The sequence below is a fragment of the Hyphomicrobium sp. ghe19 genome (assembly GCF_902712875.1).
Classification (GTDB): domain Bacteria; phylum Pseudomonadota; class Alphaproteobacteria; order Rhizobiales; family Hyphomicrobiaceae; genus Hyphomicrobium_B.
Map to the genome: position 1 here is coordinate 4,201,066 of NZ_LR743509.1, position 15,693 is coordinate 4,216,758.

General features: G+C 59.8%; 15 protein-coding genes. 7 read left to right on the top strand and 8 right to left on the bottom strand.

Annotated features, from left to right (window positions below):
* Positions 1–60 precede the first annotated feature (60 nt).
* Positions 61–984, top strand: coding sequence for a polyphosphate kinase 2 (gene ppk2 / locus AACL53_RS19895; protein ID WP_339086994.1), 924 nt, complete (start codon positions 61–63; stop codon positions 982–984).
* Between the two features lie 61 nt (positions 985–1,045).
* Here the strand turns inward: ppk2 and AACL53_RS19900 are convergent, their stop codons facing one another.
* Together AACL53_RS19900 and AACL53_RS19905 are read right to left on the bottom strand one after the other, a co-directional pair.
* A complete protein-coding gene (locus AACL53_RS19900; protein WP_339086329.1) occupies positions 1,046–1,984 on the bottom strand; it encodes a hypothetical protein in 939 nt (312 codons plus the stop codon).
* A 119-nt stretch (positions 1,985–2,103) separates the two neighbouring features.
* A complete protein-coding gene (locus AACL53_RS19905) occupies positions 2,104–2,784 on the bottom strand; it encodes a YggS family pyridoxal phosphate-dependent enzyme (protein WP_339086331.1) in 681 nt (226 codons plus the stop codon).
* Positions 2,785–2,957: 173 nt separating this feature from the next.
* On the opposite strand from AACL53_RS19905, the gene AACL53_RS19910 reads away from it, so the two are divergent.
* The 6 genes from AACL53_RS19910 to AACL53_RS19935 all read left to right on the top strand — a co-directional run bounded on the left by AACL53_RS19910 (position 2,958) and on the right by AACL53_RS19935 (position 9,580).
* Positions 2,958–3,362: a heme-binding protein gene (locus AACL53_RS19910; protein WP_339086332.1), complete on the top strand. Its 405-nt coding sequence runs from the start codon at positions 2,958–2,960 to the stop codon at positions 3,360–3,362.
* 372 nt (positions 3,363–3,734) lie between these two features.
* The gene (leuS, locus tag AACL53_RS19915; protein WP_339086334.1) at positions 3,735–6,359 is read left to right on the top strand and encodes a leucine--tRNA ligase; all 2,625 of its coding nucleotides are present in this window, start codon (positions 3,735–3,737) and stop codon (positions 6,357–6,359) included.
* Positions 6,346–6,933, top strand: a complete 588-nt coding sequence (locus tag AACL53_RS19920) for a hypothetical protein (RefSeq protein WP_339086335.1) — start codon at positions 6,346–6,348, stop codon at positions 6,931–6,933. The genes leuS and AACL53_RS19920 overlap by 14 nt, the downstream gene beginning before the upstream one ends.
* 53 nt (positions 6,934–6,986) lie before the next feature.
* Positions 6,987–8,033: a DNA polymerase III subunit delta gene (gene holA / locus AACL53_RS19925; protein WP_339086336.1), complete on the top strand. Its 1,047-nt coding sequence runs from the start codon at positions 6,987–6,989 to the stop codon at positions 8,031–8,033.
* Positions 8,034–8,096: 63 nt separating this feature from the next.
* Entirely contained in the window at positions 8,097–9,095 is a 999-nt protein-coding gene (locus AACL53_RS19930; protein ID WP_339086337.1) for an adenosine kinase, read from the top strand.
* A gap of 191 nt (positions 9,096–9,286) precedes the next feature.
* Positions 9,287–9,580 (top strand): hypothetical protein, encoded by a 294-nt coding sequence (locus AACL53_RS19935; protein WP_339086338.1) that lies wholly within the window; start codon positions 9,287–9,289, stop codon positions 9,578–9,580.
* A 119-nt stretch (positions 9,581–9,699) separates the two neighbouring features.
* On the opposite strand, the gene coaA is transcribed toward AACL53_RS19935, so the two are convergent.
* From coaA to mnmG, 6 genes are all read right to left on the bottom strand, one after another.
* Complete coding sequence (coaA, locus tag AACL53_RS19940; protein ID WP_339086995.1) at positions 9,700–10,668, bottom strand: type I pantothenate kinase; 969 nt, start codon at positions 10,666–10,668, stop codon at positions 9,700–9,702.
* Positions 10,669–10,694: 26 nt separating this feature from the next.
* Complete coding sequence (locus AACL53_RS19945) at positions 10,695–11,027, bottom strand: phosphoribosyl-ATP diphosphatase (RefSeq protein WP_339086339.1); 333 nt, start codon at positions 11,025–11,027, stop codon at positions 10,695–10,697.
* A gap of 115 nt (positions 11,028–11,142) precedes the next feature.
* On the bottom strand, positions 11,143–12,015 hold the full coding sequence (locus AACL53_RS19950; protein ID WP_339086340.1) for a ParB/RepB/Spo0J family partition protein: 873 nt from the start codon (positions 12,013–12,015) through the stop codon (positions 11,143–11,145).
* 65 nt (positions 12,016–12,080) lie between these two features.
* The gene (locus AACL53_RS19955; RefSeq protein ID WP_339086341.1) at positions 12,081–12,926 is read right to left on the bottom strand and encodes a ParA family protein; all 846 of its coding nucleotides are present in this window, start codon (positions 12,924–12,926) and stop codon (positions 12,081–12,083) included.
* Between the two features lie 3 nt (positions 12,927–12,929).
* Complete coding sequence (gene rsmG, locus AACL53_RS19960; RefSeq protein ID WP_339086342.1) at positions 12,930–13,601, bottom strand: 16S rRNA (guanine(527)-N(7))-methyltransferase RsmG; 672 nt, start codon at positions 13,599–13,601, stop codon at positions 12,930–12,932.
* Between the two features lie 46 nt (positions 13,602–13,647).
* Positions 13,648–15,639, bottom strand: coding sequence for a tRNA uridine-5-carboxymethylaminomethyl(34) synthesis enzyme MnmG (mnmG, locus tag AACL53_RS19965; protein ID WP_339086343.1), 1,992 nt, complete (start codon positions 15,637–15,639; stop codon positions 13,648–13,650).
* Positions 15,640–15,693 lie beyond the last annotated feature (54 nt).

The window sequence follows — 15,693 nt, forward strand, 5'->3', positions numbered from 1 at the left end:
GCGTTGTCATCTGGCTCGCGAAAGGATCGCGAGCAATTGGGCAAAAATAGACGGGCGATCATGGACGAGCAGGAAAAAGCCGAGCGGACACTATCAGCGCGCATCGAGGCCGAAATCGCCGACAGCTTCGACGAGGAGCTGGAAATGGAGATGGACGATGGCCGGCTTGAACGGCTTCTCGACGGACGCGATCGCGACGGCGATGCGGGCCTTCTCGATCGCCAGGTCTACTTCAAAGAGCTGTTTCGCCTGCAGCGCGAACTGATCAAGCTGCAGGACTGGGTCGTCAATACGAAGGCCAAGGTCGTCGTCATTTTCGAAGGGCGCGATGCGGCCGGTAAAGGCGGCGTCATCAAAAGGATCACACAACGTCTCAATCCGCGTGTCGTGCGCGTCGTCGCGCTGCCGGCTCCGAGCGAGAGAGAGCGTTCGCAATGGTATTTTCAGCGTTACGTTCCGCATCTCCCGGCTGGCGGCGAAATCGTTCTCTTCGATCGCTCCTGGTATAATCGCGCGGGCGTCGAGCGCGTCATGGGCTTTTGTACGGACTCCGATCTCGAAGAATTCTTCCGGACCGTTCCGGAGTTCGAAAAGATGCTGGTCCGTTCGGGGATCACGCTCATCAAATACTGGTTCTCGATCTCCGACGACGAGCAGCATTTGCGATTCGAGATGCGCATCCACGATCCGATCAAGCAGTGGAAGCTATCGCCGATGGATCTCGAGTCGCGGCGGCGATGGGAAGACTACACAAAAGCCAAGGAAGCGATGCTCGAGCATACGCATATTCCGGAGGCGCGCTGGTGGGTGGTTCACGCCGACGACAAAAAGCGTGCACGGCTCAATTGCATTCATCATTTGCTGAGCCAAATGCCGTATGAGGAGATTCCGCGGGCGCCGGTGGCGCTGCCGGAGCGCGTATATCATCCGGATTATAGCCGGACGCCGGTACCGGATGATCTCTACGTACCCGCGATCTACTGATCGGCGCAGCACATATCGCCTAAGGGCGGTCAGCCGCGCTGTCCGCCCTTAAGGCTTTCCGTTACCGAATGCGGCGGGGATTCATGTAAAGGTCGGCTTCCTGGCGCTGGATGTCGGGCTTAATGCGTCCGTCGTGAATATCGCGCGCCAGTTTCTTCACGTGGCGACGGGCTCCGCCATTGAAGACGAGCATTCCGGTGAAGAGCTTCATCACCATCAGCAGTCGCGGATCGGCATGATCGCCGCGCACTTTGCACCGCCATTTGCCGCCGATCGTGAGTACAGCGCCATCGATGTGGCCGACGTGCTCGCCGTGCTGATCGATCAGCGTGTAGTCACCGCCGAGATTGATCAGATCGCGACGGAACCTGTAGAATTTCGGTTCTCCGCCTTCCATCAAGAAGAACGAGAAGTTCTCGGGCATCAGCGGCCATTTGTGGGCTGAGCGTTCGAGATAGACGATATAGTCGTCGGGACTCGTATTGATGGAGTAGCAGGGGACAGGAAGCCCATGCGCCGCGAGCGTCTGCTGAACGGACCGGCCTAGCATCATGTCCATGCTGGCCTTCCAATTCAACGTCTCCGAAAACAGCTTGAAGACGAGACGCTTGTTCATGCCGGTCGCGTCTTTCCAAAGCTCCCTGCGATAACCGAGGACTCCGGTGCGTGTGCCGTTCTCGATGACCTCGGCGAAGATGTCCATGTCGGTCGTAAACTGACGCGACTTGCCGCGATTGCGCTCTTTTTTCCAGAACCCGAATTCGTACGAATTGAAATTCGTGATCCAGACATCGACCTGAAAGTCGTGCCAGGTTTTACGCGCTGCGCTGGTCGCGTCCTTCTTGCCCTTCTCGAGCTTTGAAAGGGCTGTCTTGGCTTTGACGGTTTCTTCCTTTTTCGCCTGCTCCAGCACTTCCGCGCGCGCGACGTTCGCAGCTTCGGCAGCAGCCGTGTTGGCTTCGACTTCGGCGATATCTTTTTTCTGAGGAGATGCAGTCATCGGGGAATGTTACCTCGCGTGCGCCAACGCCCACACATCAAGCGAATCACTTGGGGAACGTAGCACCGCGAGTGCTTGTCACTGTGGTCGTGAGCAAAATTGCCGTGGGAAAAACCGGATCAGCGGACCCCGAAAATAGCTGAACCCACACGGACATGCGTTGCGCCAAAGGCGATTGCGGTTTCGAAATCGCCGCTCATGCCCATGCTGAGGCCGGGCAGTCCCAATTCGCGCGCGAGCTTGGCGAGAAATGCGAAATGGACGGCGGGCTCTTCGTCCACCGGCGGGATGCACATGAGGCCTTTGATCTCAAGCTTCAGGTCGTCACGGCAAAACGCGACGAAGGCTTGCGCATCGCGCGGCATGATCCCCGCCTTTTGCGGCTCTTCGCCGGTATTCACTTGAACGAAGAGTTCGAGGCTACGGCCTTGCGTCGCCATTTCACCAGCGACGGCGCGCGCAATTTTTTCGCGATCGATCGTATGGATCGCGTCGAAGAAGGCGACTGCTTCCTTCGCCTTGTTGGATTGCAGCGGACCGATGAGATGCAACTTTACGTCCGGGAATTCGGCGCGGAGCGGGGGCCATTTGCGCTCCGCCTCCTGGACGCGATTCTCACCGAATATACGCTGCCCAGCCTCGATGACCGGACGGATCTCGCCGGCATCGAAAGTTTTAGAAACCGCAACCAGTTCAATGCTTTCCGCATTCCGACCTGCGGCCTTCGCGGCGGCGGCGATTTCGTCGTTTACGCGCTTTAACCTATCGACTGCGCTTTCCTGATAGTCGTTCTGTTGCACGCGTGTTCCTCGTTGATCTCAAGTCTTTCCATAGACATTCCGGAGCATGAGGAACAAGTGTCGCAATTTCGCGCTGCCTCTATGTAAATGTAGAAGCGCGACCTAAATGACAGGCTTCGCTAACCATAACTCTCCCCTAATCCTTAGACCGAAACTTGAGGAGCAATCCCCCTATGCTGAAACTCGCCGACGCTCGCCGCATCATCGACGCCGCAGAAAAGAAGGCCAAGGAGATCGGTCAGCCTATGAACATCGCCGTCGTCGACGAGGGCGCGAACTTGATTTCGCATATTCGCATGGACGGGGCGTGGCTCGGATCGGTCAACATTGCAATCAACAAAGCCTTCACGTCACGCGCCTTCAATATTTCCACGAAGGAATTGGCCGATAACAGCCAGCCGGGCGACCAGTTCTTCGGCATCCATGTTTCGAACCACGACCGCGTGATGATCTTCGCCGGCGGCATTCCGCTGAAGGATTCGAAGGGAGAAGTCATCGGCGCCATTGGCGTTTCAGGCGGCAGCGGCGTGCAGGATCAGACCGTCGCAGAAGCGGGCGCCGGCGCGCATACGTGCTAACACGTGACGTTCCCGCCGGATCATGTGCTCGACATTTCGGGTACAAGATCCGGCGGGTACACAATCCAGCGCATATCTGCGCGCATCCGCACGATCTAATCGCTTTTATGTTTTTTAGGGCGAATTGCTATCGGTCGAGTTCGGCCCGCACTCAGACGGCCCACCTGTTCACTGACGTAGCGCACCCCTGCTTCACACTATAGTTGTGGATGCAGCCTTGACCTAACTGCGGGCTCATGTAGGCGATTACACGGGGCCGCCTCGATCCCGCTGGCCTGGCCGGCATATTGTTGTCCCAACGACTTGACCGGCTTTACCATTCGGGCTCTTTACGGCCTTCCGACGAATTCTTGAATGAGATCCAAGGCCCCCATGGCCAATGAACGTTACAACGCGGCCGAGCGCGAAAAACACTGGCAGTCTGTTTGGGAGAAGGGCGAGATCTTTCGCGCCTCCGAAGATCCCTCGCGTCCGAAATCCTACGTGCTCGAGATGTTCCCTTATCCTTCGGGGCGCATCCACATGGGCCATGTCCGCAATTACGCGATGGGCGACGTCGTCGCGCGTTACAAGCGGGCTCGCGGTTTCAACGTGCTGCACCCCATGGGCTGGGATGCTTTCGGCATGCCGGCGGAAAACGCCGCGATGGAACGCAAAGTCCACCCCGGCACGTGGACCTACGCCAATATCGACACGATGCGCGGACAGCTCAAATCGATGGGCCTGTCGCTCGACTGGTCGCGCGAGATCGCGACGTGCTCGCCGAGCTACTACAGGCATCAGCAAAAGCTGTTTCTCGATTTCCTGAAGAAGGGGATCGCGTACCGAAAGTCTTCGAAGGTCAATTGGGACCCGATCGATCAGACGGTGCTCGCGAACGAGCAGGTTATCGATGGACGCGGGTGGCGTTCCGGCGCGCTCGTCGAACAGCGCGAGCTGACGCAATGGTTCTTCAAGATCACCGACTATGCCGACGAGCTGCTGAGCGATCTCGATACGCTCGTGAACTGGCCCGAGAAGGTGCGCCTGATGCAGGCGAATTGGATTGGCCGCTCGGAAGGCATGCTGGTCCGGTGGGCACTGGACAAAAAGACGGCGCCGAAAGATTTCAGCGAGCTCGAAGTTTATACGACGCGGCCCGACACGCTGTTCGGCGCGTCATTTCTCGCCGTCGCGGCCGATCATCCGCTGGCAAAAGCCGCTGCTGAACGCGACCCCAAGCTCGCCGAGTTCTGCGACGAGTGTCGCCGGATGGGTACTTCCGTCGCCGACATCGAAGCTGCTGAAAAGCGCGGCTACGACACGGGAATTCGCGCCGTCCATCCGTTCGACGAAGGATGGGAGCTTCCGGTCTACGTCGCAAATTTCGTTTTGATGGACTACGGCACGGGCGCGATCTTCGGCTGCCCATCAGGCGATCAGCGCGATATGGATTTCGCGCGCCGCTACAATCTTCCCGTCGTACCCGTCATCTTGCCGCCCGGTGAAAACGCCGAGGCGTTTCAGCTGACCGACAAGGCCTACGTCGACGACGGCACGATGATCAATTCGAGGTTTCTCGACGGCCTTTCGACGTCGGCCGCCTTCGAGCAAGCGGCGAACCGTCTCGAAAAGCAGTCGCTCGGTTCGCGGCCGCAGGGCGCTAGAAAAGTCAATTACCGGCTACGCGACTGGGGCATTTCCCGGCAGCGCTATTGGGGCTGCCCTATCCCCATCATCCACTGCAAGACGCACGGGCCTGTTCCAGTTCCCGAGAAGGACCTGCCGATCGAGCTTCCCGAGGATGCGACGTTCGATAAGCCCGGCAATCCGCTGGACCGGCACCCGACGTGGAAGCACGTCAATTGCCCGATTTGCGGCGAGCCTGCGGTTCGCGAAACCGACACGATGGACACGTTCGTCGACTCGTCCTGGTATTTCGTCCGCTTCACCGCGCCGGAAGCCCAGACGCCGGTCGATCTCAATGCCGCCCACTATTGGCTGCCGGTCGATCAATATATCGGCGGCATCGAGCACGCGATTTTGCACCTTCTCTATTCGCGCTTCTTCGTGCGGGCGATGTGCGACACCGGGCATCTCTCTTTCGCGACGAACACGCGGGAGCCGTTTGCAGCGCTCTTCACGCAAGGCATGGTGACCCACGAAACCTACAAGTCCGAGGATGGCCTTTGGCTCTTGCCAAACGAAGTCCGGATTGAAGGCGAAGGCGCAAACCGCCGGGCCGCCGAGATTTCGACCGGGCGTCCGGCCGCGATCGGCAGTATCGAAAAGATGTCGAAGTCCAAGAAAAACCTCGTGGACCCCGACGACATCATCGCCCACTACGGCGCCGATTGCGCCCGTTGGTTCATGCTGTCGGACAGCCCGCCGGAGCGCGACGTCATTTGGACGGAAGCCGGTGTTGCCGGTGCAGGCCGGTTCATTCAGCGCGTCTGGCGCATCGTCGAGGAGATTGCCGAAACGTATCCCGGCGAAAAAGGCCCGAAGCCCGATTCATTCGGCCCGGAGGCTCTTGAAGTCCGAAAGGCTGCTCACCGGGCTCTCGACGCCGTCGGGCGGGCCATCGAATCGCTGCGTTTCAACGTGGCGGTGGCCAATATCCACGAGTTTTCCAATGTGCTCCATTCGGCTTTATCCAAGCGCGGTCCGGACGTTGCCTGGGCCGTTCGGGAGGCCGCGGAACTGCTGATTGTCATGATCGGCCCGATGATGCCGCATTTGGCTGAAGAATGCTGGGCGCGGCTCGGATACAACACGCTGGTCGCGAATGAACCGTGGCCAGCCCCAGAACCCGAGCTGCTCGTTGACGATCAAGTCACCATTGCCGTACAGGTTAATGGTAAGCGACGGGACGAACTTGTGATTTCGCGCAGTGCGAAGTCCGAGGAAGTTGAAGCGGCGGCGTTGCAGCTTGGATCGGTGGTGCGTGCGTTGGACGGGCGGCCGCCGAAAAAAGTTATCGTCGTTCCGCAGAGGATCGTGAATGTCGTTGGTTGAGGGGCGGGTTGGGAGACGTGGCAGGTGCAGCAGCCGGTCGGTTGCGCGCGGCCTTTTCGCGTCTTCGGTCTTTATTGCCGTTTCAGCACTTAGTTCGACGCTGGGCGGTTGCGGCGACGGCGGTTTCCGTCCCCTTTACGGCTCGGCGTTGATCAACGGTTCGGCCGTCACCGAACGAATGGCTTCAGTCGACATTGCGCCCATTCCGGGCCGCGTCGGCCAGCGGATTCGCAACGAGCTGATCTTCCAGGCGACCGGCGGGGGTGCTCCGAAGCCGCCGCAGTACCGTCTCGACGTCGCCATCCGTGAATCCGTCACTTCGATGCTCGTTGCCGTCGATGGCAACGCGGGCAGTCAGATTTACAGCATCGACGCTTCGTTCAACCTCATCAGGCTTTCCGACAAGAAGGTCGTGGCGAGCGGCACAAGCTACGGCCGCGCTTCGTTCGATCGCGTGTCGTCGATTTTCGCCAACGTAGAGGCGCGTCAGAACGCAGAAAACCGGGCGGCCGAGACTGTCGGCCAGGAAATCCAGACCCGGCTGCTCGCAGTTCTATCGACCGGCAACGTCTAGCTCTGATATCTTCAGCTCTGATTTCTGGGGCACCGCCCTAGAAGAGCATCACGATGACCGCCGTCAAACCACAACAAGCCCCAGCGTTCATGAAGGCGCCGCCTGCCGATTTGGCGGCTGTGCTTTTCCACGGGTCGGATCCTGGCCTCGTCAGCGAACGCGCGGCAGCGCTCGCCAAAAGCCTCGCGGCTCGCGAAAGCCCGCCGGGCGAAGTCCTAAAGCTCGACGAATCGGAACTCGACGAAGATCCAGCGCGGCTCGAGACCGAGTTGCAGACACGCCCAATGTTTTCGGGGCGAAGAATCGTTCGCGCGATTGCCAGCCGACGCGTTTCAACGGCGCTTCTGAAGCCGCTTCTCAGTTCAGGGCCGCTCGAAGGCTTGCTGGTCGTCGAAGCGGGTAATCTGAAAGCGGACGACAGCCTGCGGGTGCTATTCGAATCCCAATCTCGTTGTTTCGCCGTTGCCTGCTATCCCGATAGCGCCGCCGACATCGACACGCTGATTTCGGAAGTCCTTTCGTCTTTCTCGTTGACGATCGAAGGCGACGCCCGAGCGTTGCTGCAAAGCCGGCTCGGCGCCGATCGCGCTTTGTCGCGCGCCGAGATCGAGAAGCTCGCGCTTTTTTGCCTCGGCCGTCCATCGATCACGCACGACGACGTCGAAGGGTTGGTCGGCGATGCGGCCGGGCTCGCGCTCGAACGGATTGCAGAAGCCGTCGCCGAGGGCCGAACGAAAAGTGCGATCAGCGATTTCGGCCGCGCGCTTGCGTCGGGTGAGAACGCGCAAGTGATCATCTCGATCGTGCAAAGATATTTCCTGAAGCTCCATCGCGTCAGAAGCGACGTCGATGCAGGCCAGCGTCTCGACGATGCACTGAGGTCTATCCGGCCGCCGCTGTTCTTCAAGCAAAAGGACAGTTTTTCGCGCCAGGTGCGGAGCTGGTCTCGCGGGCAGCTCGATCAGGCGCTCAGGCGGATTTCGGAAGCTGCAAAAGCGGCACGCCTTACGTCGAGCCTCGAAGACGTCATCGCCGAGCGCTTGATTTTGGCTCTCGCATCGATGGCCGCAGTGTCCGCGGCTGCGGCGGGCGGCCGCTAGCGGGCAGCTTGCGACCATCTCTCGCGTCCCTATAGTGCCTGCGCAAATGGCAAGGGGGACGACATGACTGACGCGCGTTACGACGTAATCGGGATCGGTAACGCGATCGTCGATATCATTGGGCGCTGTAACGACGCCTTTCTCTCAGAGATCGGCGTTACCAAAGGCAGCATGCGCCTCGTCGACGCCGACGAAATCAAAAAGATCTATTCGTCGATGGGACCCGCCGTCGAGATCTCCGGCGGTTCGGCCGCAAACACGATTGCTGGCGTCGCCTCGTTCGGCGGGCGCGCGGCATTCGTCGGCACCGTTGCTGACGACGATTTCGGCAAAGTCTTTTCACATGACATTCGTTCGATCGGCGTGGCGTTTACTTCGCCGGCCGTTTCAAATGGCGCACCGACATCGCGTTCTCTCATTCTCGTTACGCCCGATGGCGAACGCACGATGAATACGTTCCTCGGCATTTCGACGAGCCTTGGCGAAACGCAGCTCGATTTGGAAATGATCCGCGCGGCATCAATTCTTTATCTCGAAGGATATCTCTTCGACGAACCGCAAGCGAAACAAGCATTCCGGGCAGCGCATCAAGCTGCAAAAAGCGCGGGCCGAAAGACGGCGCTGACACTTTCAGATGGTTTTTGCGTCGACCGCCATCGCGGGGAATTTCTCGATCTCATTCGTTCGGGCGTCGATATTCTTTTCGCCAATGAAAATGAGATCAAATCTCTTTATCAAACGGACTCGTTCGAAGTTGCAGCGGAAAACGCGAGGAATGACGCGAAACTCGCCGTTCTGACGCGCAGCGGCAAAGGCTCGGAGATTCACAGCGAAGGCCAATCCATACGGATATCGGCATTCCCGGTCGATAAGGTCGTCGATACGACCGGCGCGGGCGATTTATATGCCGCCGGATTCCTATTCGGATATGCGAAGGGATTAAATCTCGAAATTGCGGGGCGCTTGGCCAGTCTCGCCGCGTCCGAAATAATCAGCCACATCGGCGCACGGCCGTCCGTTTCGCTCGCCGAATTCGCAAAGCAACACGGCATTATTCCGTAACCCGGGGCACGCGCCCGCCTTATCATCGAATGAGTATGAAATACCTATTTCCGGTGAACGGCGTTCACATGGAGAATGTATAGGGGGTGAAACGTGTCCAATTCGGACTCAAATTTATTCTCCCTGGAATTGGAGAATATATTCGAGCAGTCTCGAAATAACGAATCGCTTCGTTTCGAGGTTCGCTCAAAATGCTTCACTCTCCCATTCGCCGTGGCCGCCCGAAAGGTACCGGTATCGATGATAGCGACCGTATTGCACGGCTGGACGAGTTGCTGAGGGTACACCCCGAATTGAGACCGACGACCGCAATACGGTTGATGGGATATTCAAACCCTTCGGCGATCCGCCGCCTTCGCGACAAATACAAAGTCTTTGCCTTGAAGACGCGCATCGAGTTTTCAAAAGACCTTCGGGGAACCGCGCCGGCATCTTCCGGACACGCCTCCGAGCAGACGCCTCTGGCGATGCAGCCAGGTCGCTGAGCCTTTGCCGCAACCGACCTAATCGACAATTCGATTCCTGAACTCATCCTGTGAATCACTCGCGGGCCGCTTCCCCAAGCGGCCCCTTTTTTTATCGATCCAGGCCCGACAATCGCCGTTTAAAGCTTGCGGAGTGCTGCCTGCTCGACGCTATGGCTCTCACCCTTTTGCAAAATGAGCTGGGCGCGGCGGCGCGTCGGAAGAATGTTTTCTTCGAGGTTCTTCAGATTGATTTCGCGCCATAGCTTCAGCGCGATGCGGCGCACTTCGTCAGGCGCGAGGGCTGCGTATTTATGGAAGTAGGCTCCGGGATCGCGAAACGCCGTGCTTCTGAGGCGCATGAAGCGCGTCAGATACCATTTCTCGATTACCGCCGGGTGGGCGTCGATATAAATCGAGAAATCGATGAAATCGGAGACGAATGGAATTGTGCTGCCGTCTTTGGGCATCTCGGCCGGCTGGAGAATATTCAAGCCTTCGATAATGAGGATATCGGGCTGATGGACCTCCACTTCCTGGCCGGGAAGAATATCGTATTGGAAGTGCGAATAGACGGGTGCGGCAACGCTCGAAACGCCGGATTTCACGTCGCCTAAAAAGCGCAGAAGGCGCTCGGTATCGAAGCTTTCGGGAAAGCCCTTGCGCTCCATCAGGCCGCGACGTTCAAGCTCGGCGTTGGGAAAAAGAAAGCCGTCGGTCGTCATCAGGTCGACGCGCGGATGGTCCGGCCACCGCGCAAGCAAGGCCCGCAATACACGTGCGGTCGTACTCTTTCCAACCGCTACCGAGCCCGCGACACCGATAATGAAAGGGACTTTCGTATCTTTGCGTCCGAGGAATTCCGAGCTGACGGAATGCAGTTTTTGCGCGGCCGCGACGTAGAGATTGAGAAGACGCGACAGGGGCAAATAGATCTGCTCGACCTCGTCGACGGAGAGTTCCTCGATGATACCGGACAGCTGCTCCAGCTCATTCGACTGCAGCGTCATCGGCGTGTCGGCACGAAGCCTTGCCCATTCCTCGCGGGTGAAGACCCGGTAAGGCGAAAACGGTACGCTCTCAGGACGCACCTCTTCGCGCACCTTCAGCTTCTTGCGACGGTTGGCGCGAGGCTTCACGATGCACCCTTGGTGCGGGAGGCCTTTTCTTCGAGACCCGACGTGCCCATGCGTCCGTCGAGGACCTTCAGCACCTCATCGAGAGACACGTCGCGGGATTCGAGCAAGACGAGCAAGTGATAGAGGACGTCTGCCGCTTCGGCCTTGAGGGCGCCGGTATCGGTTCCCATCGCGGCGATGACCGCCTCGACCGCTTCTTCGCCGAACTTCTTGGCGCAGCGTTCCGTGCCAGCGGTCAACAGCTGGGATGTATATGACTTTCCACTCATATCGGATCGCCGCGAGTGGATGAGCGCGGCGAGACGCTCCAACGTATTCACTTCACTCATTTTCGTATCTCGTGCGATTGGGCTCGAAGCCTCGAGCCTTTCAGCGCGCACAGCATCAAGCCGCCGCGACAGCGTCAAGCGGCGGCTTCAGAATTGCGATAAAAAGCTTAAAGACTCAACCTCCGCCAAGGCGTTGGCGGATGTAGTCGAGCTGGTCGAAGTTGCCGTACCTGATTGTGAGGGTGCCGGTTTCGCCGGAACCCCGGCGAACTTCGACCTTCAAGCCGAGGAGATCGGTCAGTTCCTTCTCGAAGGCTTTCGTGTCGGCGTCTTTGTCGCGTGCGCGGCGGTTACCTGTCGGGCCTTCTTCTCCGAAAGTCTGGACCAGCGCCTCGACGTCACGGACGTTCAAGCTATCGTCGATGATCTTCTTGGCCAACGTCTCGGCATCGGCGCGGCCAATCAGAGCGCGCGCGTGGCCAGCCGTTAGCTGACCCTGCTGGACCATCGATTGCACGCCCGTCGGCAGTTTCAGAAGCCGGAGCGTGTTGGCGACGTGGCTGCGGCTCTTGCCGATGATTTCCGACAGCTGCTCCTGGCTGTAATCGAAGCGCTCGACCAGCTCCCGATAGCCTGACGCTTCTTCAATCGCGTTAAGGTCCTGGCGCTGGACGTTTTCGATGATCGCCAGCTCGAGGACTTCGCGGTCGCTGAGCTCGCGGATGATCACCGGGATCGTATGCATCCCGGCCTTTTGCGCCGCGCGCCAGCGGCGTTCGCCGGCAACGATCTCATAGCCGCCCGACATGCCGTTCGGACGAACGACGATCGGCTGGACGAGGCCTTTGGTGCGGATCGATTCCGCGAGTTCCGCGAGTTCATCTTCGCGGAAGTCCTTACGGGGATTGAGCGGGCTCGATTTGACCTCGGCGATCGAGACCATGCGCTGCTCGCCTTCCGGCGGAAGGCGGTGTCCGAGAGGTGCCGGTTCTCCGATCAGAGAGGCAAGGCCACGGCCCAGGCGGCTCTTCGGCACTACGGAGTTCATCTGCTTCTTCGTCCCCTGCTTGTCAGTTTATAGCTGCAAAATCCCAGTGAATTGGCCGTTCGCGATCAGGCCGCCTTGTAGCGCCGTTCGCGTTCCATGATTTCGGTCGCCAGCCGGATATAGGCTTGGCTGCCGGCGCAATCGTAATCGTAGAGGAGGATGGGCTTGCCGTGCGACGGCGCCTCGGCGATGCGGGTGTTGCGCGGGATGACCGTGTCGTAGACCTTGTTGCCGAAGAAGGCGCGAACGTTGTCGGCGACTTCGCGCGACAGCGACGTGCGCCCATCGTGCATCGTCAGCACGACGCCTTGGATCTCGAGGCGCGGATTGAGCGTCGCGCGGATTTGCTCGATGGAATCCTTCAACTGCGAAATACCTTCGAGTGCGAAGAACTCGCACTGCACGGGCACCAGCACGGCATGTGCTGCCGACATCGCGTTGAGGGTCAGCAGATTGAGCGACGGCGGACAGTCGATCAGGACATATGTGAAATGGGTGTCGGCATCGCGCGCGCGCTGATGGCCGATCAGCGCTGTGATCGCGTCGCGGAGCTTGAATGCCTTGTTTTGATCGGTTGCGAGCGCTGCGTCGATACCGACCAGATCGCTATTCGCCGGCACGACGAAGAGGTTCGGGACCGCCGTTTTCAGCACCGTTTCGAGGATTGCGGCGTTGCCGGTCAATACGTCGAACGTCGTCTTGAAGCGCTGCTCGATATCGATGCCGAGCCCAGTCGAGGCGTTGCCCTGGGAGTCGAGATCGAGAATGAGAACCCGCTCGCCGACGGCCGCCAAGGCTGTGCCGAGATTGATCGCCGTCGTCGTCTTGCCGACGCCGCCCTTTTGATTGGAGACAGCAACGATACGGGGCCCTGCGTTCGCACCGCCCGTGCCTGATACGTAGCCGGCCACGGGTTATCCCTCCGTCTTTGGGTTCAACGCTTTGAGCAACACAACGCGGCCGCCCTCTTCCGTAACGCTTGGAATCAGCTCAAAGGCAAACTGCCAGTCCTGAGCTGCGTTCTCGATTTCGGCCGCTACCTCACGGCCCTTCAAGAACATGCCAAGCGTAGAAGACGCAAAATAAGGTGCCGCGATCTCGACCAGCCGAGAGAGTGGAGCAAGAGCGCGCGCAGTAACGCAGTCGGCCTTGCCTACCTTAGCGTGAGTCTCGGCATTTTCGATCCTCATACACTGGATGTCCACAGCAACGCGGGTCTCGCGGGCAACCTCCCGCAGAAATGCGGCTTTCCGGCTGTCGCTCTCGACCAGTATGTGGCGCGTCCCGCCGGTTTCGGAAGCCATGATCGCCAGGACGAGGCCCGGAAAGCCGGCGCCGGACCCGAGGTCTAGCCACGTTCGGGCGGCTTCCGGCCGGTACTTCCAGAGCTGAGCGCTATCGGCGAAATGCCGATGCCAGATCTCGTCAAGCGTGCTCGGCGCGACGAGGTTGATCGTTTTCTGCCAGCGTTTGAGAAGGGCTTCGTAAGTCTCCAGCTTTTCACGGACTTCACGTGAAATTCCGAAACGTCGCTGAAATTCTTCCGGAGTATCGATGCGTGGCAGGGCCATAGCTGTTTGTTTCATCGCATTTTCTTAACGCAAACCGGTGCCCACTTTGCTTGAAAATGCTCTAGGCGCTCTTGCTGTCGCTCTGGCGGTCGGCCCTGTTTTCCTTCGGGCCGTCCTTGGCGGCTTTGAGCCGGGCGAGCACGGTCAAAAGTGCGGCGGGGGTCATGCCCTCGAGCCGTCCAGCCTGGGAAATCGTTGCCGGGCGGTAGCGCGCCAGCTTCTGCCGGATCTCGGCTGACAGGCCCGGAATGGCGGCATAGTCGAAGTCGTCGGGGATGCGAACGGCCTCGTCCCGCTTCAGCTGAGCCACGTCTTCGTCCTGGCGCCGGAGATAGGCGGCATACCGGCCATCGACCTCGAGCTGAGCGGCTACGGCCGAATCGATCTTGCCGATCTCCGGCCACACGGCCTTCAGGCGGTCCAGCGAGATTTCCGGAAAAGACAACAACTCGAACGCCGAACGGCGGCGGCCGTCGCGATTGATCGCGAGGCCATGGCGGGCGGCTTCGGTCGGGGTCATGGCGAGCTGGTTCAGAAGGTTCAGGCCGTCGGCGAGGGCCTTGGCCTTGGCTTCGAACTTTCGGCGGCGCTCTGGGCCGATGCAGCCGAGCGCGATGCCTTCCGGCGTCAGACGTTGGTCGGCATTGTCGGCGCGGAGCTTCAGCCGGAATTCGGCCCGCGACGTGAACATCCGATAGGGCTCGGAAACGCCACGGGTTATGAGGTCATCGACCATCACCCCGAGGTAGCCGGCGGTACGCGAAACGGCGTACGTTTCACGTGAATCCTCCATATCTGCTTGATTTGTTTCACGTGAATCCGTTTCACGTGAATCACTGGAGGTTGAATCGCGCGTCGTTTGGCTTGCCGTCAGGGCGGCGTTGATGCCGGCGAGAAGGCCTTGGGCGGCCGCTTCCTCGTATCCGGTCGTTCCGTTGATCTGACCCGCCAGAAAGAGGCCGGGTAGGCGCTTGACCTCCAATCCCGGGGTCAGCTCGCGCGGATCCACGTAGTCGTATTCGATGGCATAGCCCGGGCGCTTGATGACGACATTCGCGAGGCCCGGCATCGTTTTCAGGAAGGCTTCCTGGACTTCGACGGGCAGCGATGTCGAGACGCCGTTCGGGTAGATCGTGTCGTCGTCGAGGCCTTCGGGCTCGAGGAAAATCTGGTGGGCTGCGCGGTCGGCGAAGCGGACGACCTTGTCTTCGATCGACGGGCAATAGCGGGGGCCGACGCTTTCAATTTGGCCCGAATACATGGGCGAACGGGTGAGATTCGCGCGGATGATGTCGTGCGTCTCCGCGGTCGTGTGGGTGATCCCGCAGGCGATCTGCGGGGTATTGATCGCCTCGGTCAGAAACGAAAACGGCACCGGATCGTCGTCGGCCTTTTGCATTTCGAGGCTCGCCCAATCGATCGACTTGCCGTCGAGGCGCGCTGGGGTGCCGGTCTTAAGGCGGCCGAGCTTCAGGCCCAGGCCATAGAGGCGCTCGGACAGCTTGAGGGCGGGCGCTTCGCCAGCCCGGCCGGCCGGAATCTTCTGCTCCCCCATATGGATGAGGCCGTTAAGGAAGGTTCCAGTCGTCAGAATGACGGCGCCCGCGCGTAGCTTTTGGCCGGTCGCGGTAATCACGCCCTGGACCCGGCCATCATTAACGATGAGATCTTCGACACCGCCTTCGATCACGTCGAGGTTTGGGATGGCGGCGATTTCGGCCTGCATGGCCTGACGGTAAAGCTTGCGGTCGGCTTGGGTCCGGGGGCCGTGGACCGCCGGGCCTTTCGAGCGGTTAAGCAGCCTGAACTGAATGCCTGCTACGTCCGCGACGCGGCCCATCAGGCCGTCGAGGGCGTCGATTTCGCGGACCAGATGGCCCTTTCCGAGGCCGCCGATAGCCGGATTGCACGACATTTCGCCGATCGTCGCGAAGGCATGGGTGACGAGCGCCGTCCGCGCGCCCATCCGCGCTGCGGCTGCCGCCGCTTCGGTCCCGGCGTGGCCGCCGCCCACTACGATGACGTCGTACGTGCTGTTCTTGGCGTGGATCATGGCCTGGACCTAGCGCATCCGGGGAGCGCGCAAAAGGCGGTATGTCGCCAGCGT

Bases quoted from the DNA above. Each gene is read 5' to 3' on its own strand.
- ppk2 (WP_339086994.1), top strand. From the start codon at position 61: ATGGACGAGCAGGAAAAAGCCGAGCGGACACTATCAGCGCGCATCGAG.
- AACL53_RS19900 (WP_339086329.1), bottom strand. From the start codon at position 1,984: ATGACTGCATCTCCTCAGAAAAAAGATATCGCCGAAGTCGAAGCCAAC.
- AACL53_RS19910 (WP_339086332.1), top strand. From the start codon at position 2,958: ATGCTGAAACTCGCCGACGCTCGCCGCATCATCGACGCCGCAGAAAAG.
- leuS (WP_339086334.1), top strand. From the start codon at position 3,735: ATGGCCAATGAACGTTACAACGCGGCCGAGCGCGAAAAACACTGGCAG.
- AACL53_RS19920 (WP_339086335.1), top strand. From the start codon at position 6,346: ATGTCGTTGGTTGAGGGGCGGGTTGGGAGACGTGGCAGGTGCAGCAGC.
- holA (WP_339086336.1), top strand. From the start codon at position 6,987: ATGACCGCCGTCAAACCACAACAAGCCCCAGCGTTCATGAAGGCGCCG.
- AACL53_RS19930 (WP_339086337.1), top strand. From the start codon at position 8,097: ATGACTGACGCGCGTTACGACGTAATCGGGATCGGTAACGCGATCGTC.
- AACL53_RS19935 (WP_339086338.1), top strand. From the start codon at position 9,287: ATGCTTCACTCTCCCATTCGCCGTGGCCGCCCGAAAGGTACCGGTATC.
- AACL53_RS19945 (WP_339086339.1), bottom strand. From the start codon at position 11,027: ATGAGTGAAGTGAATACGTTGGAGCGTCTCGCCGCGCTCATCCACTCG.
- AACL53_RS19950 (WP_339086340.1), bottom strand. From the start codon at position 12,015: ATGAACTCCGTAGTGCCGAAGAGCCGCCTGGGCCGTGGCCTTGCCTCT.
- rsmG (WP_339086342.1), bottom strand. From the start codon at position 13,601: ATGAAACAAACAGCTATGGCCCTGCCACGCATCGATACTCCGGAAGAA.
- mnmG (WP_339086343.1), bottom strand. From the start codon at position 15,639: ATGATCCACGCCAAGAACAGCACGTACGACGTCATCGTAGTGGGCGGC.